The 22352-nt window shown below is 71.1% G+C and carries 16 protein-coding genes and 1 tRNA gene; 6 read left to right on the forward strand and 11 right to left on the reverse strand.

Annotation, left to right across the window (positions count from 1 at the left end):
• Nucleotides 1-3: 3 nt before the first annotated feature.
• From rho to argS, 9 genes are all read right to left on the reverse strand, one after another.
• Entirely contained in the window at nt 4-2187 is a 2184-nt protein-coding gene (rho, locus tag ACX27O_RS24665) for a transcription termination factor Rho (RefSeq protein WP_458940110.1), read from the reverse strand.
• A gap of 296 nt (nt 2188-2483) precedes the next feature.
• The gene (gene thrB, locus ACX27O_RS24670) at nt 2484-3428 is read right to left on the reverse strand and encodes a homoserine kinase (protein ID WP_030333142.1); all 945 of its coding nucleotides are present in this window, start codon (nt 3426-3428) and stop codon (nt 2484-2486) included.
• Between the two features lie 64 nt (nt 3429-3492).
• Complete coding sequence (locus ACX27O_RS24675; protein ID WP_458940111.1) at nt 3493-4737, reverse strand: MFS transporter; 1245 nt, start codon at nt 4735-4737, stop codon at nt 3493-3495.
• A gap of 11 nt (nt 4738-4748) precedes the next feature.
• Entirely contained in the window at nt 4749-5597 is an 849-nt protein-coding gene (locus ACX27O_RS24680; RefSeq protein ID WP_458940112.1) for a polysaccharide deacetylase family protein, read from the reverse strand.
• A 126-nt stretch (nt 5598-5723) separates the two neighbouring features.
• Nucleotides 5724-9017, reverse strand: a complete 3294-nt coding sequence (locus ACX27O_RS24685) for an efflux RND transporter permease subunit (RefSeq protein ID WP_458940113.1) — start codon at nt 9015-9017, stop codon at nt 5724-5726.
• Nucleotides 9018-9146: 129 nt separating this feature from the next.
• Nucleotides 9147-10196: a threonine synthase gene (thrC, locus tag ACX27O_RS24690; protein WP_030333136.1), complete on the reverse strand. Its 1050-nt coding sequence runs from the start codon at nt 10194-10196 to the stop codon at nt 9147-9149.
• A 140-nt stretch (nt 10197-10336) separates the two neighbouring features.
• On the reverse strand, nt 10337-11647 hold the full coding sequence (locus ACX27O_RS24695; protein WP_030333133.1) for a homoserine dehydrogenase: 1311 nt from the start codon (nt 11645-11647) through the stop codon (nt 10337-10339).
• Between the two features lie 8 nt (nt 11648-11655).
• Complete coding sequence (lysA, locus tag ACX27O_RS24700; protein WP_210858010.1) at nt 11656-13041, reverse strand: diaminopimelate decarboxylase; 1386 nt, start codon at nt 13039-13041, stop codon at nt 11656-11658.
• A gap of 1 nt (nt 13042) precedes the next feature.
• A complete protein-coding gene (argS, locus tag ACX27O_RS24705) occupies nt 13043-14710 on the reverse strand; it encodes an arginine--tRNA ligase (RefSeq protein ID WP_030333129.1) in 1668 nt (555 codons plus the stop codon).
• A gap of 97 nt (nt 14711-14807) precedes the next feature.
• Between argS and ACX27O_RS24710 the strand changes: the two genes are divergently transcribed.
• The 4 genes from ACX27O_RS24710 to ACX27O_RS24725 all read left to right on the forward strand — a co-directional run bounded on the left by ACX27O_RS24710 (nt 14808) and on the right by ACX27O_RS24725 (nt 17526).
• Nucleotides 14808-15617 carry a DUF3105 domain-containing protein gene (locus ACX27O_RS24710; protein WP_030333127.1) on the forward strand — a complete coding sequence of 270 codons (810 nt, stop codon included), beginning with the start codon at nt 14808-14810 and terminating at the stop codon, nt 15615-15617.
• A gap of 8 nt (nt 15618-15625) precedes the next feature.
• Nucleotides 15626-16300 carry a DUF305 domain-containing protein gene (locus ACX27O_RS24715; RefSeq protein ID WP_458940114.1) on the forward strand — a complete coding sequence of 225 codons (675 nt, stop codon included), beginning with the start codon at nt 15626-15628 and terminating at the stop codon, nt 16298-16300.
• Nucleotides 16301-16663: 363 nt separating this feature from the next.
• Nucleotides 16664-17359: a winged helix-turn-helix domain-containing protein gene (locus ACX27O_RS24720; RefSeq protein ID WP_030333124.1), complete on the forward strand. Its 696-nt coding sequence runs from the start codon at nt 16664-16666 to the stop codon at nt 17357-17359.
• A 92-nt stretch (nt 17360-17451) separates the two neighbouring features.
• Nucleotides 17452-17526, forward strand: a tRNA-Arg gene (locus tag ACX27O_RS24725).
• Between the two features lie 341 nt (nt 17527-17867).
• On the opposite strand, the gene ACX27O_RS24730 is transcribed toward ACX27O_RS24725, so the two are convergent.
• Nucleotides 17868-18842 (reverse strand): helix-turn-helix transcriptional regulator, encoded by a 975-nt coding sequence (locus ACX27O_RS24730; RefSeq protein ID WP_458940115.1) that lies wholly within the window; start codon nt 18840-18842, stop codon nt 17868-17870.
• Nucleotides 18843-18949: 107 nt separating this feature from the next.
• Here ACX27O_RS24730 and ACX27O_RS24735 point away from each other — a divergent pair, with 107 nt between their 5' ends.
• Nucleotides 18950-19375 (forward strand): VOC family protein, encoded by a 426-nt coding sequence (locus ACX27O_RS24735; RefSeq protein WP_458940116.1) that lies wholly within the window; start codon nt 18950-18952, stop codon nt 19373-19375.
• A 57-nt stretch (nt 19376-19432) separates the two neighbouring features.
• Here ACX27O_RS24735 and ACX27O_RS24740 read toward each other — a convergent pair whose 3' ends face one another.
• Nucleotides 19433-21559 (reverse strand): ABC transporter permease, encoded by a 2127-nt coding sequence (locus ACX27O_RS24740; protein WP_458940117.1) that lies wholly within the window; start codon nt 21557-21559, stop codon nt 19433-19435.
• 122 nt (nt 21560-21681) lie between these two features.
• On the opposite strand from ACX27O_RS24740, the gene ACX27O_RS24745 reads away from it, so the two are divergent.
• Complete coding sequence (locus ACX27O_RS24745; protein WP_030333116.1) at nt 21682-22308, forward strand: TetR/AcrR family transcriptional regulator; 627 nt, start codon at nt 21682-21684, stop codon at nt 22306-22308.
• Nucleotides 22309-22352 lie beyond the last annotated feature (44 nt).

The following is a 22352-nucleotide window of genomic DNA, read 5'->3' on the forward strand; positions in this document are numbered from 1 at the left end:
GGATCACTCCCCCGGCGTCGACTTCGCGATCTGCATCAGGAACTCGATGTTCGTGCGGGACTGCTTGAGCCGGTCCAGCAGGAGATCCATCGCCGCCTGCGAATCCAGCGAGTGCAGCACCTTCCGGAGCTTGTGGATGATGGCCAGCTCTTCCGGTGCGAGCAGGACCTCTTCCTTACGCGTACCGGACGGGTTGATGTCGATGGCCGGGAAGGTCCGCTTGTCGGCGATCTTCCGGTCCAGCTTCAACTCGGCGTTGCCCGTGCCCTTGAACTCCTCGAAGATGACCGTGTCCGCCATGGAACCGGTCTCCACCAGCGCCGTGGCGATGATGGTCAGCGACCCGCCGTTCTCGATGTTGCGGGCCGCGCCGAGGAAGCGCTTCGGCGGGTACAGCGCGGTGGAGTCGATACCACCCGACATGATCCGGCCGCTGGCCGGTGCCGCCAGGTTGTACGACCGACCGAGCCGGGTCACCGAGTCGAGCAGCACGACGACGTCGTGCCCCAGCTCGACGAGGCGCTTGGCCCGCTCGATGGCCAGCTCCGCCACCGTGGTGTGGTCCTGCGGCGGACGGTCGAACGTGGCCGCGATGACCTCGCCCTTGATCGACCGCTGCATGTCGGTGACCTCTTCGGGCCGCTCGTCGACCAGCACCACCATCAGGTGGCACTCCGGGTTGTTGCGGGTGATCGCGTTCGCGATCGCCTGCAGCACCATCGTCTTACCCGCCTTGGGCGGAGACTGGATGAGTGCCCGCTGGCCCTTGCCGATCGGCATGACCAGGTCGATGACCCGGGTGGTCAGGATGTGCGGCTCGGTCTCCAACCGCAGGCGCTCCTGCGGGTAGAGCGGAGTGAGCTTGTAGAACTCCGGACGACGCCGCGCCTCCTCCGGCTCCATCCCGTTGATCGTGTCCAGCCGCATCAGCGGGTTGTACTTGTCGCGCCGCTGGTCACCGCTGTTGCCACCCTCACGGGCCGCCCGCACCGCACCGGTGATCGCGTCACCACGGCGCAGGCCGTACTTCTTGATCTGGGACATCGAGACGTACACGTCGTTCGGGCCGGCCAGGTAACCGGTCGTCCGCACGAAGGCGTAGTTGTCGAGCACGTCGATGATGCCGGCCACCGGGACGAGCACGTCGTCCTCGCTGACCTGCGGCTCACGCCCGCCGGTGTCGGCACCGGTCTCGGCGCGCTCGCCGCGCCCGCGGCGACGGTCCCGGAAACGACTGCGCCGGCCGCGCCGGCCGCCGCCCTCGCCGTCGTCGTCGTCGCTGTCCCGCTCGGCCCGCTGACCACGGTCGTTGCGGTCGTTGCGGTCACCGCGGTCTTGGCGGTCGTTGCGCTCGGCCCGCTCACCCCGGTCGGCACGCTCACCACGATCGTTGCGCTCGCCCCGGTCGGTACGCTCGGCCCGCTCGCTCCGGTCGTTGCGCTCGCCCCGGTCGGCCCGCTCGCCCCGGTCGACACGCTCGCCCCGGTCGACACGCTCACCGCGCTCGGCACGCTCGGCACGCTCGCCCCGGTCGGCACGCTCGCCCCGGTCGGCACGCTCACCGCGCTCGGCACGCTCACCGCGCTCGGCACGCTCACCGCGCTCCGGACGCTCGGCCCGGTCGCGACGGGTCTCGCCGCGGTCGGCACGCTCGCCGGCTTCCGCCTCGTCGCCACGGGTTTCGGTCGCCCGCGCCTCGGTCGCCCGCGCCTCAGCGGGACGTGCCTCGGTCGCCCGCGCCTCGGCGGGGCGCGCCTCGGTGGCACGGGCCTCCGCCGCCGCGGTCCGGCTGCGCCGGGTGCGACTACGGCCCTCGGTCTCGGCGGCCGGCTCGGCCGGCGCCTCTTCGGCACCGCGTCGACCCTCGGCTGCCGGCCGGTCGGCGGTCTCCCGCACCTCGGCCCGCACCCCCTCACGGGTCGGCGCGGCTGCGGCCGCGACCTCGGCCCGTGGTCGAGGGGTCCCGGCGGCGTTGCCGCCCTGCCGCTCGGAAATCGCGGCGATCAGCTCGCCCTTGCGCATGCGAGCCGTGCCGGAGATGCCGAGCGACGCAGCCAGGCTCTGCAGCTCTGGCAGCAGCATCGCCGACAGACCGGTGCCGCTACGCCGACGACGGGCGGGAGCGGCGGCGGTGGCATCGCCAGCGACGTTGGAAACATCCGACGTCACGTCGGTGGTGTCGCTCAATGGATTCCTTCCCTCGATAGGCCGGGACTGCCCGGAGTCGGAACTCAGGTGGCCGGGCGGCCTCGGTGCACCCGCCTCGCAAGGACGCGTCGCGGGAGTCTGTGACACAGCAGCCGGTCGGTATCCCGACTCACCAACGTCGGTGAGCAGGTCTCGCCGTCTGCGGCGACCTGTGGAAACTGCGGCGCGGCGTGGGCCTTGGGCAGGGGTAGACGGGCTGACCGCCGAGAGCTTCGGGGGTGCGCCGCCCCGCAGGAGATCGCGTGCTTCGCGGCTGTGCTAGGTCTAGAGCGTAATCAACTCTTCCGACCTGCGGCAACAGGGTCCCGCTCGGCGTGTCCAAGTGTACCCCGGGCGACCCGCGCGCCGCTGACGTCTATCGGTAACTGCCAGATCTCCCAGTCTGTTCCCAGCGGGAAGTCCGCTGGCGGCTCGCTGAGCGCCAGGACAGTCGGCCCCGCCCCACTGACCACAGCTGCCACACCCGCCGCGCGCAACGCGTTGACCAGCGAAGACGTGCCCTGCATCCCGGCTGCGCGATAGTCCTGGTGGAGCCGGTCGACGGTGGCCGGCAGCAGCAGGGCCGGGTCCGTGGTGAGCGCGTGCACCAGCAGGGCCGCCCGCCCTGCCGTCAACGCGGCGTCACCATGCGGCACGGTGGCCGGCAGGGCCGCCCGCGCGGTCGCTGTCAGTCCGCGTTCCGCCGGGACGAAAACAGTGGGCCGCACCGCGTCGGCGACCGGCAGGGACACCGCCCGGGCACCGCCCGGCTCGGACCAGGCCACCGTGAAACCGCCGAGCAGGCACGGTGCCACGTTGTCGGGGTGACCCTCGATCTCGGCGGCCAGCCGCAGCGTGCCGGCGTCGTCGAGGCGGTGCTCCCCGTCGACGACGAGGGCCCGGGCCAGCAGCACACCGGCGACGATCGCGGCGGACGAGGAGCCCAGCCCACGCGCCTGCGGGATCCGGTTGACGCACTGCACGCTCAGCCCGCCGGGTTGGGCCCCCAGCACGTCGAACGCGGCGCGCATGGCCCGCACCACCAGGTGTCTGTCGTCGTCGGGCAGCTCACCGGCGCCCTGCCCGGTCACTGTCACCCGGACACCGCTCGGCGCGACCTCGGCGGCCAGGTCGTCGTAGAGCCCGAGGGCGAGGCCCAGCGCGTCGAAGCCCGGGCCCAGGTTGGCGCTGGTCGCCGGGACGCGGACCCGGACCGACTCGGCGGTGAAGTTCGTCGGCACGCGCTCATGCTAGGGCCCGGGACCGACGAACCGGGCCCGCGCCCGCTGCCTGGGATCGCCGAGCTCAGCCGGCCGGGTCCGGGACCGGCTCGGCGGCCGGATCGGTGAGCGAGAGCCGGCGGGTGGCGATCCGCCAACCGACCGCGTACACGAGGGTGATCAGACCGCAGCCGGCGAGCACCACCCGTTCGTCGACCACGTCCACCACCAGGGCCACCGCCAGTTGGCTCACCGAGATCGCCAACGTCGCCAGCATCATGTCGGTGGCGAAGACGCGGCCCCGCAGCCGGTCCGGGACCTCGCCCTGCAGAGCGAAGTTCGACATCACCCAGTTACTGCCACCCGCGAAGTGCGCCACGAAGACCAGCAACAGCACCAACGGAAACCAGCGCACGACGGAGGTGCCCAGGTAGGACAGGCCGTACAGCGACATGGACAACGCCAGCCCGGGCAGCAGCCAGGCCCGGTTGGTCAGCACCCGGCGCATCAGGATCGGCCCCACCAACGCTCCCGCGCCGCGTACCGCGAAGAGCAGGCCGGCGCCGAGCGGGCCGACACCGTAGACACCGGCCAACAGCGGGAACACGGTCAGCACGCCGTTGCCCAGGCCCACCGCCGACTTCACGGTGACCAGCGCCAGCACCCGGGGGCGGTGACCGATGTAGCCGAGTGCCTCGCGGACGGCGGACCAGGTCCGCTGGGGCGGTTGGTCGGCGTCCCGGGGCACCTGCAGCGGCCGGCGGATCCGGGTGGCGAGGGCCGCGGCGACCGCCAGGCCCGCCGCCGCCACCCAGAAGCAGACGTACGGGCCGGCAGCGGTGCTCAGCACGCCGCCGAGCGAGGCACCGACCACGGTCATGGTGCCCCAGGCCGAGCCGGCGACGGCGTTGCCGGCGGCGAGTTCGTGCGGCTCCAGCACGTTGGGCAGCGCGGCCTGGGCCGCCGGCGAGTAGAACGCCTTGGCCACCGCCACCGCGCCGATCGCCACCAGCGCCAGCCACGCCGTTGCCGCGGTGCGCACGCCGAGCAGCAGCAGCACGCCCGCCAGCGCCGCCACGTTCGCGGCGATCATGATCTTCCGGCGGTCGAAGCGGTCGGCGATCGTGCCGGTGTACGGCAGCAGCAGCGCCACGATGCCGGTGTCCACCGCCAACACCAGCGCGCCCCAGACGCCGCTGCCGGTCAGCTGCGGCAGCAGCACCAACAGCGGCACCATGACGAACCAGTCGGCGCCGAAGACCACCAACTCGGCGAGGAAGAGGTTGCGGAAGCTCCGATTGCCGGTCAGAACGGAGAGGGTGGACGCCACGGAGCGCGACCCTACCTGGTCGGTGGCGGCGCGACACCCGCTCCCAGCAGCGCCGAGACCGTGACGAAGGTGTAGCCGCGCGACCGTAACCCGTTGATCATGTCGGTCAGGCCCCGCAGTGCGACAAGCCGCCGCCGCGCCCCCACGTCGTGGCCGAGCACGATCGTTCCCGGCCGGACGCCCGCCACGATCCGCCGGGCGTGGCCAGCCGGATCGTCGGGGAACTCACGCTCCACCATCTGCAGCGACCAGAGCACCAGTCGGTAGTCCAGTCGGGCCGCCGCGTGCAGCACCGCACCGCCCAGGTGGCCGTACGGCGGACGGAGCAGCACCGGCGGCGACCCGGTCAGCTCGGCGATCACGTCGTGGCTGCGGCGCAGGTCGTCGTACGCCTCGTCGGCGTCCAGTTCGGCCAGGTCCCGGTGCTGCCAGCTGTGGTTGCCCACCTCGTGCCCGTCGAGCCGGTCGCGGACGACGTCGGCGTGCCGATGGACCTGCGCCCCGACCATGAAGAAGGTGGCCGGAACCCGGTGCTCGGCCAGGGTGTCGAGCACCATCGGAGTCCACTGTGGTGCGGGGCCGTCGTCGAAGGTGAGCGCCACCAGGCGCTGGTTGGTCGGTGCCGACCAGATGACCTCCAGCGCGCCGGAGCCGACATCCTGCTGACCGTTGCCGAGGGTGGCGCTGGCGGGGCCACCGGCGATCGGCAGTTTGCGATGGCCGCTCCACCACGCCTCGGACGTCCCCGCGCCGACGGCCACACCGCTCACCACCAGCAGGCCACGGCGCAGCAGGTCGCGTCGCCCCCACCCGCGCGCGTCCTCGGCCATCCGCCCGCCCCGCTCCACCCACACCCCCATCCATCTACGAGGAGTATGCAAGAAGTTACACAAAGTGCGGAGCGGTCGGGTCGGAGTGTTTCGGCTCAAACAACTGGAACGCCCCCGGCAGAAATCCACCGGGGGCGTTCCGAACCTCGCTGCGACCTACTCGGTCGGCTCCGCCGGGGGCAGCGGCGAGGTGCGGCTACGGGGCAGCCGCAGCACCTCGAACTGGTCCGTGCCCTCCACCAGCGCGGCCGACGGCGCCGGTCGCCCGGCCAGCTGCGCACCTTCGGCGGTGGCCGTGGCCGTGGCCGGGGCCGGCGCGGGCGCGCCGCTCGGCACCGCGACCTGGTTCGGGGCTGGCGACTCGTCCGCCTCCACGGTGGTCACCGCCGACCCCCCGGAGCGCCGCCGTGCGCGCCGAGCGCGCAGCGACTCCTTGGTGTGCTCCACCATCGTGTACAGCGTCGGCACCAGGATCAGCGTGAGCAACGTCGAGCTGAGCAGACCACCGATCACCACGACCGCCAGCGGCTGGGAGATGAAGCCGCCCTCACCGGTCAACCCGAGCGCCATCGGCAGCAGCGCGAAGATGGTCGCCACCGCCGTCATCAGGATCGGGCGCAGCCGGCGACGGCCACCTTCGACCACCGCCTCCTGAACCCCCATGCCCTGCGCCCGGTACTGGTTGATCAGGTCGAGCAACACGATCGCGTTGGTCACCACGATGCCGACCAGCATCAGCACACCGATCAGCGCCGGCACGCCGAGCGGCGTTCCGGTGACCAACAGCAGGCCGATCGCACCGGTCGCCGCGAACGGGATGGAGATCAGCAGGATCAGCGACTGGGTCAGGCTGCGGAACGTCGCCACCATGATCAGGAAGACGATCGCGATCGCGGCCAGCACCGCCAGGCCCAGGTCCGCGAAGGCGTCCGCCTGATCCGCGCTGACACCACCGATGGTGAAGCTCGCACCCGGCACGTTGATGCTGTCCAACCGCTTCTGCAACTCAGTGCTGGTCGCGCCCAGGTTCGAGCCGGTCGCCGAGCCGGTCACCGACACGCTGCGCTCACCGTCGATCCGACTGACCTGCTGCGGCCCCTCGCCCTGGGTGACCTTCGCGATGTCGCCCAAGGTGACCGGACCCACCGGCAGCGCCCGCAGCGCCTCCACCGTCGTCGGCGGCTGCGTGCCCAGCCGCAGCACCACGTTCTGCTGCCGGCCGTCGAGCGTGACCTGCCCCAGCGGCGCTCCCCGGAACGCCTGCGACACCAACTGCCCCACGGCGGCCTCGGTGAGCCCGACCCGACCGGCGGCGACCCGGTCGACCGTCACGTCGACTCGCGGCACCTGCGCGGCCAGGCTGGTGGTGACGTCCTCGACGTCCGGCACCCCGGCCATCGCCGTGCGGGCCTCCTCGGCGGCCCGGGCCAGCACCTCCGGGTCGCTGGCCTGGACGATCACCTCCAGCTGGCTGGTCGACGCCTCCTGCCCGCCACCGAAGCTGATCTCGCCCAGCCCGCTGCCGAGCTTGTCGAACTCCTCGCGCAGCACCTCACGCATCTGCTTCGCGTCGGTGTCACCGTCGAGCGCCAACGACCAGTTGGCGACGTTGTTGCCGCCACCCCCGAACGGGTTGTCCCCGCCGCCGGCGGTCACCTGGTACGTCTTGACGCCCTTGGTGCGGGACAGCACCGACTCGATCTGCTTGGCCGCCGCGTCGGTGGCCGCCAGACCGCTGCCGGCCGGCAGCTCCTGGCTCATGTTGAGGGTGTCCTGGCCGGAGTCGTCCAGGAAGTTGGTCTCCAACTTCTGCGACAGGCCGAAGGTGCCGAAGAGCACCAGCAGGCCGAGCCCGACGGTGATCCAGCGGGTGGACCGCTTGCGGGTGGCGAAGCCGATCACCGGCAGGTAGCCCCGCTGCAACGGGTTGCGCAGCTCCTTCTCCTCCGCGCCGCGCCGTACCGCCTCGTCGTCGGCGGTGCCGCTGGGCGGCTTGAGGAACCAGTACGCGAGGACCGGGATCACGGTCAGCGATACCAGCAGCGAGGCGACCAGGGCCACCGTCACGGTGATCGCGAACGGCGCGAAGAGCTGGCCCACGAACCCGCCGACCAGCGCGATGGGCGCGAACACCGCCACCGTGGTGAGGGTGGACGCGGTCACCGCACCGGCCACCTCCCGGACCCCGGTGATGATGGCGTGCCGCTTCTCCTCGCCGTACTCCAGGTGTCGTTTGATGTTCTCCAACACCACGATCGAGTCGTCTACCACCCGACCGACAGCGATTGTCAACGCGCCGAGGGTGAGCAGGTTGAGCGAGTAGTCACCGATCCACAGGGCGATCAGCGCCACCAGCACGGAGAGCGGGATGGAGACCGCGGTGACCACCGTCGAGCGCACCGACAGCAGGAAGACCAGGATGACGATGACCGCCATCACCAGGCCCAACAGGCCCTCGGTGGTCAGCGACTCGATCGACTTCTCGACGAACGGCGCCTGGTCGAAGACCACCGTCAGCTCCGCGCCGGAGGCGTCCTTCAGGTCGTCGAGCCGGTCACGGATCTCGTGCGAGATCTGCACGGCGTTGCCGTCCGGGGCCGCGGTGACCGCGACACCGAGGCTGTCCTTCCCGTTGGTACGGGTGATCGCGGTGGCCGGAGCGAGCTGCTGCTCGACGGTCGCGACGTCACCGAGTCGGACCGGTGCCGCAGCCGGGGCGACCACGATGCCGCGCAGCTCCTCCAGGGTGGCGATCGGCGTACCGACCTGCACCGGGAGGGCCAGCGTGCCGTCGGTCACCGCGCCGGCCGGCACCGCCACGCCGTTGGTCTTCAACGCCGCGCCGATCGCCGTCGGTTGGATCTTCGCGGCGGCCAGCTTCGCCGGGTCCGGGGTGACCACCACCACGTCGTCCCGGTCGCCGGTCACCTCGACGGTGCGTACCCCCTCGATGCCCTCCAGCTCCGGCACCACTGTGGCGCGCAGCTTCTCGGCGAGCGCCCGCTCGTCCCCGGTGCCGGCCGCGGCCAGCACCACCGCCGGGAGGTCGTCGGTGCTACCCGCGATGACCTGCGGGTCCACGCCCTCCGGCAGCTGGGCGTCGATACGGCTCAACGCGGTCTGCATCTTGTTGACCACGTCGTCCAGGTCGGTGCCGAACTCGTACATCACCTGGACGGTGGCCGCCCCCTCACGGGACGTGGAGGTGATCTTGTCCAGCCCGGGGATGCCCTGCAGGGCGTTCTCGATCGGCTCGGTCACCTGGGACTCGACGATCTCGGGGCCGGCGCCGGGGTAGGGGGCCACGATGAACGCGGCCGGGAACTCGAGCGACGGCAGCAGTTGCTGCTTCAGCGACGGCACGGCGAACGCTCCGAACACCGTGGTCACCACCGCGATGAGGGCGATCAGCCCTCGGTTGGCGAGGCTGAATCTGGCGAGCAGCGACATCGGCCTGGCTCACTCCTGAACGAGAATGCGGGCGGGGATACCCGAAAGTGTGCCGGACTCGCCTACCTCGACCCCCGCCGCCCCCGGGCCGCCCGCCCGCCGTCGATCACCACCAGGACGGTGGCGCGCTCAGGCGAGGTCGAGGGCGCGAGCCGCCGCCAGCGGGTCGTTCCCGATGGTCACCGGCGCCGGTGCGGTGGAAATCGCCCATTCCGGGTCCTTCAACCCGTGACCGGTCACCGTGCACACGACAGTGGAACCGGGCGGCACCGCGCCCGCCGCACCCTGCTGGAGCAGACCGGCCACGCTGGCCGCGCTGCCCAGCTCGACGAAGACCCCCACCTCGCGGGCGAGCAGGCGGTACGCGGACAGGATCTCGCGGTCGGTCACCGACGCGATCAGGCCACCGGAGGCGTCCCGGGCATCCAACGCCTTGGTCCAGCTCGCCGGGTTGCCGATCCGGATCGCGGTGGCGATCGTCGACGGCTCCGGCACCACCTGGCCGGTCACGATCGGGGCCGCCCCGGCGGCCTGGAACCCGTACATCTTCGGCGTCCGGGTGGTGGCACCGGCCGCCGTCTCCTCCGAATATCCCATCCAGTACGCGGAGATGTTGCCGGCGTTGCCGACCGGCAGGCAGTGGATGTCGGGCGCGTCACCGAGCGCCTCGACGATCTCGAAGGCGGCGGTCTTCTGCCCGTGCAGACGGTCGATGTTGACCGAGTTGACCAACGCGACCGGGTAGTCCTGGGCGAGCTTGGCGGCCGTCGCGAGGCAGTCGTCGAAGTTGCCGTTGACCTGCAACAGCTTCGCGCCGTGCACCAGCGCCTGGGCCAACTTGCCCAACGCGATCTTGCCCTGCGGCACCAGCACGGCACAGGTCAACCCGGCCCGAGCCGCGTACGCCGCGGCGGAGGCGCTGGTGTTGCCAGTGGAGGCGCAGATGATGGCCTTGTTGCCGGCCTCGACCGCCTTGGACACCGCGAGGGTCATCCCCCGGTCCTTGAAGGAGCCGGTCGGGTTGGCACCCTCCACCTTCAGGTACACGTCGCAACCGAGCCGGGCGGACAGCACCGGCGCCGGCAACAACGGGGTGTTCCCCTCGTGCAGCGTGACGACCGGCGTGGCCGCGGTGACCGGCAGCCGATCCCGGTACGCCTCGATCAGACCCCGCCACATGTCGTTTCTCCTCGCCTCTACCGCCGCGCCCACCCGAGCGTCACGGCCACCTTGGACCAGCCTGCCGGAGCGGTCGATGGCACACCCCGGCGTACCCACCTGACGGGACGCGCGAGCCGTGCCGTCGATGATGCAACGACTCAGGCGTCGCCCTCGACCCGCAGCACACTGGTCACCGACCGGACAATGTCCAGCCCGCGCAGCTCGCCGACGGTCGCCGCGAGCGCGGCGTCCGGGGCCACATGCGTGACGATGACCAGCTCGGCGTCGCCGTCGCGGCCCGCCGGTCCGCCGGCCGAGCCCTGCCGCACCGTCGCGATCGACACGTCGTGCCGGGCGAACACGCTCGCCACCGACGCCAGCACACCCGGGCGGTCGGCCACGTCGAGGCTCACGTGGTAGCGGGTCAACGCCTCACCCATCGGCCGGACCGCCAGGTCCGCGTACGCGCTCTCGCTGGCCGCGCGCACCCCGGCGAGCCGGTTACGGGACACCGCGACCACGTCGCCGAGCACCGCGCTGGCGGTGGGCGCCCCGCCGGCGCCCCGACCGTAGAACATCAGCTGCCCGGCGGCGTCCGCCTCCACGAAGACCGCGTTGAACGCGTCACCGACGCTGGCCAGCGGGTGGCTGCGGGGGATCATCGCCGGGTGCACCCGGACGCTGACCGTCTCCCGGCCGGTGGGGTCCACGCCCCGGGCCGCGATGCAGAGCAGCTTGATCGTGCAGCCCATCGCCTGGGCGCTGGCCATGTCCGCGGCGGTCACCTCGGTGATGCCCTCGCGATGCACGTCGGCGGCGCCGACCCGGGTGTGGAACGCCAACGAGGCGAGGATCGCCGCCTTCGCCGCCGCGTCGAAGCCCTCCACGTCGGCGGTCGGGTCGGCCTCCGCGTACCCCAGCGCGGTGGCCTCGTCGAGGGCCTCGGCGAAGCCGGCGCCGGTCGCGTCCATCGCGGAGAGGATGAAGTTGGTGGTGCCGTTGACGATGCCGGTGACCCGGTTGATCCGGTCGCCGTGCAGCGACTCGCGCAGCGGGCGCAGCAGCGGGATGGCCCCGGCCACCGACGCCTCGTAGTAGAGGTCGCCGCCGCCCTCGGCGGCCGCCTCGTGCAGGGCCACCCCGTCCTCGGCGAGCAGCGCCTTGTTGGCGGTGACCACGCTCTTGCCGGCGCGCAGCGCCTCGACCAGCCAGCTGCGGGCCGGCTCGATGCCACCGACCACCTCGACCACCACGTCGACGTCGTCGCGCTTGATCAGGCCGAGCGCGTCGGTGGTGAACAGGTCCTCGGCGACCGGCAGGTCACCCCGGTCGCGGCCGAGCCGGCGGACGGCGATGCCGGCGATCTCCAGCGGAGCGCCGATCCGCGCGGCCAGGTCGGCCGACTGCTCGTGCAGCAGCCGGACCACCTCCTGGCCGACAGTGCCACAGCCGAGCAGCGCCAAGCGCACAGGTGACGTCATCCAACATCCAATGCGAGCAGGTCCTCTTCGGTTTCCCGCCGGACGATCAGGCGCGCCTGGCCGTCGCGCACCGCGACCACCGGTGGCCGGGGCACATGGTTGTAGTTGCTGGCCATGCTTCGGCAGTACGCACCGGTGCCGGGCACTGCGACAAGATCTCCGGGCTGCACGTCGGCGGGCAGGAATTCATCCTTCACCACGATGTCCCCGGACTCACAGTGCTTTCCCACCACGCGGGCGAGCAACGGCTGCGCGGTCGAGGCGCGCGAGGCCAGCGTCGCCGAGTAGGACGCGTCGTACAGGGCGGTGCGGATGTTGTCGCTCATCCCCCCGTCGACGCTGACGTACGTCCGGAGGCCGTCGAGATCCTTGACCGTGCCGACCTCGTAGAGGGTGAACACGGCCGGCCCGACGATGGCCCGGCCCGGCTCGATCGACAGGTGCGGCACTGCCAGGTTCTCCACCGCGCACTCCGAATCGACGATCTTGCGAAGTCGCTTGGCCAGATCCTGCGGTGTCGCCGGGTCGTCCTGGGTGGTGTACGCGATGCCGAACCCGCCGCCGAGGTCCAGCTCGGGAAGCTCCACCCCGCGCGCGTCGCGGATCTGGGCCTGCAGGGCGAGCACCCGACGGGCCGAGACCTCGAAGCCGCTGGCGTCGAAGATCTGCGAGCCGATGTGCGAGTGCAGACCGCGCAGCTCCAGCACACCCTCGTCGAGGATCTTGAACGCGGCGTTGGCGGCGGCCCCGCCAGCCAGCGAGAAGCCGAACTTCTGGTCCTCGTGGGCGGTGGCGATGAACTCGTGGGTGTGCGCCTCGACACCCACGGTGACACGGACCAGCACCCGGGGCCGGACCCCGCGCTCGCGGGCCAGCGCGGTGAGCCGGTCGATCTCGGTGAACGAGTCGACGATGATGCGGCCCACCCCGGCGTCCAGCGCCCGGCCCAGCTCGGCGACCGACTTGTTGTTGCCGTGGAAGCCGATCCGCTCCGGCGGCATCCCGGCCGACAGCGCGGTGGCCAGCTCGCCGCCGGTGCAGACGTCCAGGTGCAGACCCTCCTCGGCGATCATCCGGACCACCGCCCGGCAGAGGAACGCCTTGCCGGCGTAGTAGACGTCCTCGGTCGGGAAGGCCGCCCGGAAGTCGCGGCAGCGCGAGCGCAGGTCGGCCTCGTCCAGGACGTACACCGGGGTGCCGAACTCGGCAGCGATGTCGCGGACGCTCAGGCCCGCGACGGCGACAGCGCCGTCCGCGCCACGCGTCACCGACCGCGGCCACAGCGCCGGCACGAGGGCGTTGACGTCGGCAGGGGTACGCAGCCAGGCCGGCCCCTGGTTGCTGATGTCCGCGTGCAGCGCCCCAGCCTCATGAGCGCGCATGTCACATCCTCTCGGGGGCGGAGACGCCGAGCAGGTGCAGACCGTTGGCGATCACCGTGCGGGTGGCGTTGTTGAGCCAGAGCCGGGCGCGGTGCAGGTCGGTGACCTCCTCGTCGCCCAGCGGCAGCACCCGGCAGTTGTCGTAGAACCGGTGGTAGGAGGCAGCGACGTTCTCCTCCAGGTAGCGGGCCACCCGGTGCGGCTCGCGCAGCTCGGCGGCGGTGGCCACCACCGCCGGGAACTCGGCGAGCGCCTTGAGCAGCTCGTTCTCCTTCTCGTGGTCGAGCAGCTCGGGGCGGAACGCCTCGGCGTCACCCGGAACCAGCCCCACCTCGGCGGCGTTGCGGGCCACGCCCGCCGTCCGGGCGGCCACGTACTGCACGTAGTAGACCGGGTTGTCGCGGGTCGCCCGGGTCCACAGCTCGATGTCGATGTCGATCGGCGAGTCGCTGGAGTAACGGGCCAACGCGTACCGGGCAGCGTCCACGCCGATCGCCTCGACCAGGTCCTCCAGGGTGATCACCGTGCCGGCCCGCTTGCTCATCCGCATCGGGGCGCCGTCGCGCAGCAGGTTGACCAGCTGCCCGATGAGAATCTCCAGGTTGCGCTCCGGGTCGTCGCCGAAGCAGGCGGACATCGCCTTCATCCGGCCGATGTAGCCGTGGTGGTCGGCACCCAGCATGATCACGACCCGCTCGAAGCCGCGCTCGCGCTTGTCCAGGTAGTAGGCGCAGTCCGCGGCGAAGTACGTCCACTCGCCGTTGGACTTGCGCAGTACCCGGTCCTTGTCGTCGCCGAATTCGGTGGTGCGGAGCCAGGTGGCGCCCTCGGACTCGTACAGGTGCCCCTGCTGGCGCAGCCGGGCCAGGGCGAGGTCCAACTCACCCCGGTCGTGCAGGTCCTTCTCGTTGAAGTAGGTGTCGAACTCCACCCCGAAGTCGCGCAGCGAGCTGCGGATCTCGTCGAACATCAGCGCGACGCCCTCGACCCGGAAGATCTCCTGGGCGGCGTCGTCGTCGAGCGAGCGCGCCTCCGGCCGGCGGGCCTGCACCTCGCTGGCGATCTCGGCGATGTACGCCCCGCCGTAACCGTCCTCCGGAGCAGGCTCGCCCTTGGCCGCGGCGAGCAGCGACCGGGCGAACCGGTCGATCTGCGAACCGGCGTCGTTGAAGTAGTACTCCGTGCCGACCTGCGCGCCGGTGGCCCGCAGCAGCCGGCTCAGCGCGTCACCGACGGCCGCCCAACGGACCCCGCCGATGTGCACCGGCCCGGTCGGGTTGGCCGAGACGAACTCCAGGTTGATCTTCTCGCCGGCGAGCCGGTCGCTGTGGCCGTACTCCGAGCCGGCCTCGACGATCATCCGCGCGAGTTGACCGGCGGCAGCGGCGTCGAGCCGGATGTTCAGGAAGCCCGGCCCGGCGATTTCCACCGATTTCACACCCGCCGCCCGACCCAGCTCGTCGGCCAGGGCCGTCGCCAACTCCCGGGGCGGGACGCCCACCTTCTTGCTCAACTGCAGCGCGAGCGTCGAGGCGTAGTCGCCGTGCTCGGGGTTGCGCGGTCGCTCCACCACCGTGCTCGCCGGCAACGCGGCGCGGTCGAGGCCACGCTGGTCGAAGACGGCGTGGGCGGCGGCAAGGACGACCGAGGCTAGTTCTGCAGGAGTCACCCATCCATGTTATCGGGGGTAGACTCGGGCACTCGGCGGCTCCCCTGCGCGTCATCCGGCCCGCCACTCCCCTGACCGACCGACTTGACGAGGCACGATGAGCATCAGCACCCCGGGTGGCCCTGAGCGCCGCCCGACCGTGGTCAGCACCGGCAAGAAGCCGGCCGCAGGCCGGCCGGCGTCCGGCGCCAAGGCCGGCTCCGGCAAGCCGACGGGCAAGCCGGCAGGCTCTCCCCGGGCCGGCGGCAAGGGCCCGCGCAAGCCGGTCACCCCGGTCAAGGTGAGCCAGGGCCGCGCCTGGGGTCCGATCGCGCTCTTCGTCGCCGTGGGTGTGCTCTTCGTGGCGATCGTCGGGTACGGCGCCTGGGCGACCTTCCAGGGCTCCAAGCCGTGGGACAAGCGGGCCAACGCCATCGACGGCATCGTCAACATCCGCAAGTCCGACCCGGACAGCCTGAAGTACGAGTCGCACAAGTCGGGTCCGCTGACCTGGAACTACTCGCCTCCGGTGGGTGGGGTGCACAACGCCGCCTGGCAGAACTGCATGGGCGACGTGTACGACGCCCCGATCGCCAACGAGCACGCGGTGCACAGCCTGGAGCACGGCGCGGTGTGGATCACCTACCGCCCCGACCTGCCGAAGGACCAGGTCGACAAGCTCGCCGGCAAGGTGCGCGGCGTCGAGAAGACCTTCATGAGCCCGTACGAGGGCCTGGACAAGCCGATCTCGCTGCAGGCCTGGGGCTACCAGCTCAAGGTCGACAACGCCGACGACTCGCGGATCGACGAGTTCATCAAGGACCTGCGGGTGAACGCCTCCGTCGAGGGCCCGACGGCGCTCTGCAACACCGGCATCACCGCCACCGGCACCACGCCGCGTGAGCTTCAGCAGCAGCCCACCCAGTAAGGACCGCAATGACCGCTCCGGCGACCACCGACAGCGAGCACGACGACGACATCCCGGCCACCCCGGACGAGGGTGGCCGGGCCCCGGCGTCGCGCTACGGCGTGCTGGCGCTCGCCGTCATGCTGGTGGTGGGGCTCCTCCTCGGGTACGCGGGCGGCCTGCTCACCCCGCGGCTCACCCAACCCGGTGACGCCTCGGTCGAGGCGGGCTTCGCCCGGGACATGACCACCCACCACGCGCAGGCGGTGGAGATGAGCCTGATCGCGTACCGGTCGGCGACCCTCCCCGAGGTGCGGCAGATCGCTGTCGACATCGCCACCGGGCAGCAGGGCGAGATCGGCGCCATGCAGACCTGGCTGCGCGAGTGGGGTCTCAGCCCGACCGGGTCGAAGCCGCCGATGTCGTGGATGTCCGACGGTGCCACCGTCACTGACGGTCTGATGCCCGGCATGGCCTCGCCGCAACAGATGACCGCCCTGCGCGAGGCTCAGGGCATCGATGTCGACCGGCAGTTCCTGGCCCTGATGTACGACCACCACCTGGGCGGCATCCACATGATCGACGCGGCGCTCGACGCTACCGACAACGACGAGGTGCTGCGGGTGGCGAACACCATGAAGGCCACCCAGCAGACCGAACTGAACAACCTCCGGCAACTCCAGGCGCAGGCAGCCAAGGGCTGACCGACCCACGGGCACACACCGGGCCCGCGTCTCCGCCACACGATGGCGGGACGCGGGCCCGACCCGTACCACCCATACCTGCCCGTACTCGGCCCACGCACCCGGCCCATTGCCCACGCCCAACCCACGCCCAGCCCCGCCCATGATCGACTCGGGTTTCAGGAAACTGGGGTGTCGTCGTGAGCGGGACACCACGACTTCCTGAAACGCGAGTCGATCAAGGCGCGCACTCGGCGGCTTGCGCCCCAAAAGATACTCTTTGTCCCTTGTGGGGCTATCGCGAGGCACGGGCGATTACGTTGCTTAGAGAGTTTTCTCCCCACATATCGTGACCAGTTGCGATTCGGGCTCGTTGCCCAAGACGTGGGGGTTGCACTCAGAGACGCACGGCGTTCGGTCACCAGTTGGTGCCGACGCCACACCATCGGTGGTGACGGGGCGGTGGCAGCCGTCCGTCGCGGACAGCGGCAGGGCGAGCCGGGAATGCTCAGCCGCGAACAGGAACTCGAGCTGATCGACACACTGCGGGGCGTCCACCCCGACGAGTTCGGCCTGGACGAGGAGCTGTGGACGCGACAGAGCCTCACCACGCTCATCCAGCGGCGCTTCGACCTGCCGTTGGACCCTGGTGCGGTCGGGGCGTACCTGCGGGCCTGGGGGTTGGGTCCGCGCGAGCCGCGCGAGCGCGCCTGCGGGCTCTGCGTCAGCGCGGTCGAGCGGTGGGTTCGCAGTGACTACCCGGCGATCACCCGGGCCGCTCAGGAGCACCTCGCGGAGGTGTACTGGATCGGGCGGGTCCGACTGCGTGGCACCATGCCGGCAGCGGACGTGATCTCCGCGGTCTCGTCCCGTGGCCGGGTGCGCTTCATGATCACCACGCCGACGGTGGACCCGCCGCTTCCCCGCGACTTCGTGCTGCGGCTCAGCGGCGAGGAGCAGCGCACCGTGCACCTGATCGTGGACGGCTCCTGGCCGCGCAACGAGTGGCCACGTCGGCTTCCCCGGCGGATCGTCCTGCACCCGCTGCCTAGTTGCGGGCGGGCGATCGCGGCGGCCTGAGCACCGGGTGAGCCGGTTGCCGACACGATCGGCTCACCCGATACCGATTCGGCGTACGCGGAAGAGGTTTGCTAGTCTTCTCCAGTCGCTGAGCCCCCGTAGCTCAGGGGATAGAGCACCGCCCTCCGGAGGCGGGGGCGCAGGTTCGAATCCTGCCGGGGGCACCAGGAAACAGTTTTACCCGACAACTGCCGGGCGCAGGGGCACACAGCCTCCACGCGCCCGGTTTTGCGTTTCCGCTCGCCGAGGCCCGGAACGGGTCGCCTGGGTGGACGTGAGCCCGTGCGTCGGTGCAGCTGCCACCCCTGACCAGGGGAAGCACCGCATCGGCCAGCTCCACGCTTCCGGTTCGCTGCTCCGCCCTCCCGTACCGCTCCGCTTCGAGTGTCACCTCAGCGGTAGCGGCGCGTCCGTCACCTCATCCGTGCCCGGGTACGTCAGGGCTGATCACCGCCAGCTGTGGGGTCTTCGCCGCCGCGACGACACAACGCGCACGGCCGCCGAGCGTCTAGCTCGGACGGGCCGCGTCGGCGTAGCGGCGGGCGAGTCCCCCGAAGGCGGCCTTGAGCTCTGCGGGCCCGATCACCTCGATGTCCGCGTCGAACCTGCCGAGCGCGGCGGCGAGGCCGACCCAGGACCAGGAGCCCTGTACGAGCTTGCAGCGGTCGGGGCCGAGTTCTTCGACAAGCCCGTCGCGGGTGTACGCGGCGACGACGGCGGCGGGAAGGCCGAGGATGACCTCCCCCACGCAGGGCCACGCCGAGGTGTCGGTGGAACCTCGGAAGCGGCCCGTGACGTACGTGGCCACGTCTCCCCTGGGCAGTTGTCGTGGGGTGAAGCGTGGTCCGGTCGGGGTACGCGGGCTGACCCGGTCACAGCGGAAGGTTCGCCAGTCGTCTCGGTCGAGGTCCCAGGCGACGAGATACCAGCGCCCCTTCCAGGTGACGAGGTGGTGGGGCTCCACGCGGCGGGGCGGCGCGTCGGTGGTGGCGCTCGTCGAGCCGTAGTCGAAGCGCAGAACCTCGTGGGCGTGGACGGCCGCGCCGAGGGCTGTCAGCACGGTGCGGTCGACCGGGGAGTCCGACCCGGTGGCGGGTTGTCCGACGGCGGTGACCTGGAGGGCGTCGATGCGGTGCCGCAGTCGGCTGGGCATGACCTGCCGCATGGTGTTCAGCGCTCGCGCCGCGCCCTCCTGGATGTCCGCGCCGGAGAAGGCTGCCACCTGGAGTGCGACAGCGATCGCGACGGCCTGCTCGTCGTCGAACAGCAGCGGTGGCAGTCGGGCGCCGGCGTCGAGCCGGTACCCGCCGTCCGGCCCCTTGAAGGCTCTGATCGGGTAGCCGAGCTCGCGCAGCCGGTCGACATCGCGTCGCACCGTTCGCGGGCTCACGTCCAGCCTCTCGGCCAGGAGGCCGCCCGGCCAGTCACGTCGGGCCTGGAGGAGCGAGAGCAGCGACAGCAGTCTCGCGGAGGTCGTGGCCATGCATCCGAGTCTGCTCCAGGTAGCGGTCACAACCTGACCGCTACCCCTGCCATCGTCGGCGGTACGCCCGGGCAACAGCCACGGGCGACGTCACACGAGGAGCAGCAATGAGCATCAACACCGTCGCGCACATCAACCTGCGCGGCAACGCGCGGGCCGCCCTCGGTTTCTACCGGTCCGTCTTCGGCGGGGACCTCGCAGCGGTGACCTACGCCGACGCCCACAACGTGCAGAACCCGGACGAGGCCGACCAGATCATGTGGGGTCAGGTCACGTCCGCCGAGGGCTTCCAGATCATGGCGTACGACGTGCCGTCGGCGCGGCCGTGGAGCCAGGGAGAGAGCCCGTTCTTCGTCTCGGTCCGGGGCGGCGACGCCGACGAGATCACCGGCTACTGGAAGAAGCTGAGTGAGGGCTCGACTGTCCTGGTCGACCTCGCACCCGCTGGCTGGGCTCCCCTCTACGGCATGCTCACCGACCCGTTCGGCGTCACCTGGGTGCTCGACGTCGCCGTCGAGTACGACCCTGCCTGACCAGAAGGAGCAGCCCACCGCCGATCGCGAGGGATCGGCGGTGGGCCTCGGTGCCGCTCAGTGTGCCTCGGCCGGCACCAACCTCGGGTGCGCCTCGGGTGTCGTACCCGCGTCCGGGCCGCCGGAGTCCGAGCGGCGCTTGAGCCAGCGGTCGATCACGAGGTTCAGGACCAGCCCGACAGCGCCCCAGATGGCGATGACCAGCAGGTTCTGTCCGACGCCGACGCCGTCGAAGTACCGCAGCGATCGGGCGATGTCGACCGCGGCGGGCAGCGGCAGCACGTCCTGGAGAGGGCGGAACACCTCGGGCACCAGGTACACCGACATGCCACCTCCGGAGGCGGGTACGCCGGCCATCATGAGCACCACCATCATCGGGATGATTCCCGCCAGGCCGACGGTGCGGGTGAGCACTCCGGTGGCCAGGGAGACCGAGAAGATGGTCAGGGTGCCGTAGGCGATCATCTCCAGGGCGTTGCCGCTGATCGCGCCGATGAGGACGTCGAAGAGGAACCACAGCCAGACGGACATGCCGATCGCCCAACCGCCCAGCAGCGGCAGGAACTGGCGCAGGCGGCGTACGTGCGGGGCACCGCCGCGCAGGACGGCCAGGAACAGGAAGCCGGCCATGATCCAGGACATGCCGACGTACATGCTGTTACTGCCGCCGGTGTCGGTCTCGCTCAGGGGTTGCACGTCGGTCAGCGTGAGCGGGAGGCCCTGGGCTGCGGTGATCGGCTGGAAGATCGCGCGGATCGCGGACTGCTGGCTGGCGTTGGCGGCGGACGCCGAGTACAGCGTCGCGGGAGTGTCCGGTGCCGACGGGAGGACGAAGGCGGCGACCACGTCGCGGGAGCGGATCTGCTCGGTGGCTTCGTCCACGGTGTCGGCGACTGTGACGTCGAGGATGCCGTCAAGCTGTGCGTTAAGACCGGCGGCGGTCTGCTGAGCCTGCCCGGGGGCGGCGGCGACCACGACGACCGGGATGTCGTGCGGTTGCGGTTTGTGCATGGAGAACCCCATGGCGCCCACGACGACCACGAGGATGGCAAGCGGGAAGCCGGCCGCGGCCACGTACCGGAATCGCTTGGAGCGCGGCGGCCCGCCGGCCAGAGCGGGGGCCTTCGAGTCGGGGTCGGTGATCGGGGGGACGCCGGGGATCATGTTGCCGCTCGCGCTGCGCTCCTTGAGCAGGCAGAGCGCGAGGGCGGCCACGATCCACACGGCCAGGACGATCAGGTGGGTGCCCAGGCCGTTGCCGTCGAAGTACAGGACCGAGCGCAGCGCCTCACCGGCCGCCGGGAGCGGCAGCACGCCATGCAGGAACTGGAAGAAACCGGGCATGTTGTGAACGGAGAGGGCCAGGTTCGACGCGGGCATGCCGAACACGACCCAGAGCAGCATGCCGGGCAGTACCGCGAGGGGCCCGATCAGTTTGGAGAGCAGCAGCTGGGCCAGGCCGACGGCTGCGGTGGCGAGCATGCCGACGCCGAGGAAGGTGAGGTAGTGGCCCTCGACGGCACCCACGACCGGCCCGAGGATGAGCCAGATGATCGAGCTGGTGAGCGCGGACCAGCCGGCCAGCACGGGCAGGAACCGTCGCAGCCGCAGCAGGTGGGGGACGCCCATCACCATGATGCTCAGTGGCACGTAACCGGCCAGCATCATGCCCATCGCGGCGAACAGGACCGCGATGCCGGCCGAGTCACCGGAGGGTAGCGGCGCGACGTCCTCGGTGGCGGTCTGCCAGCTGTTCTGGACGGCCACGGGCGCGAGCAACTGCTGGACGGTGGCGTTCTGTGAGGCCCCGGCCGCCGAGGCGGTGAGGATGGTCGCGCTGGCACCGCCGTCGGTGGGCAGGACGAGCGCTCCGGCGGCGTCCTGGTCGTGCAGCAGGTCGACGGCGTCGTCGCGGGTGGCCACCAGGGTGGCTTCGGTGCTGTCACCGGCGTTGAGCCCGTCGACGACGGCCTGCGCCGTGGCGCCGCTGCCGACGACCGCGACCGGCATGTCCCGGGGGTGCGGTGAGTGCATGGTCGACATGTAGGTCGCGAACATCATGGTGACCATGAGGAACGGCATCACGAACAGGGCGACCATTCGGATGATCTGTTCCTTGCGGTCCGCGCCGGGCGGGCGGCCGTCCACCACGTCGGCAGCCTCGATCACGGCTTCGGTATCCATGCACGCTCCAGATCAGTTCGTACGCCAGTTGACTTACAAACTGTAGGCGGCGGATGTCGGGACCGGGAATCCGGCTAGGTTGACCTGAGTCACATCCGGGCGAGGACACGAGGGGGCCGGTCATGAGGCGGTCCGACGCGGCACGCACCGCGCTGCTGGACGCGGCGGAGCGGCTGTTCGCCGAGTCGGGTGTCGCCGAGGTCTCCGACCGCAGGGTGGCCGAGGCGGCTGGCAACACCAATCACTCGGCGGTGCGCTACTACTTCGGCGGGCGCGAGGGTCTGCTGAAGGCGCTCATGGCCCGCCACGTGCACGACGTGGCGGAACAACGCGAGGGGATGCCCCCACCCGAGGACTCCGTCCTCGGCGACATCCGCGGCCTCGTGGAGCCGAGCATGCGGGTTCTCGACCGGCTGCCGCGCCCGAGCTGGCGGGCCCGGTTCCTGGAACACATGCTGCACAACCCCACCACTTTGCCGATCATGCAGGAAGTCCAGGACACCACGCCACAGGCACTGGAGCTGCGCGAGTCACTGGCCGCGCGGCTACGGCACCTCGACCCGGAGGTGGTCGCCGGCCGGGCGCTCCTGATCACCCGCATCGTCAGCACCACGACGGCCGAGGTCGAGGCACGCGCCGAACGCAACGGCGAAGACCCGCGATGGCCCGAGGTCGGCGACTTCCTCGTCGACGCCATCACCGGAATGCTCAGCGCCCCGATCAGCCGGCCACGCCGGGCGGAGCGCTGATCACCGGTCCCGGTCGCCGGTAGCCCGGAGAGGCCGACCGTTGC

The organism is Micromonospora sp. SD19, from assembly GCF_054462275.1.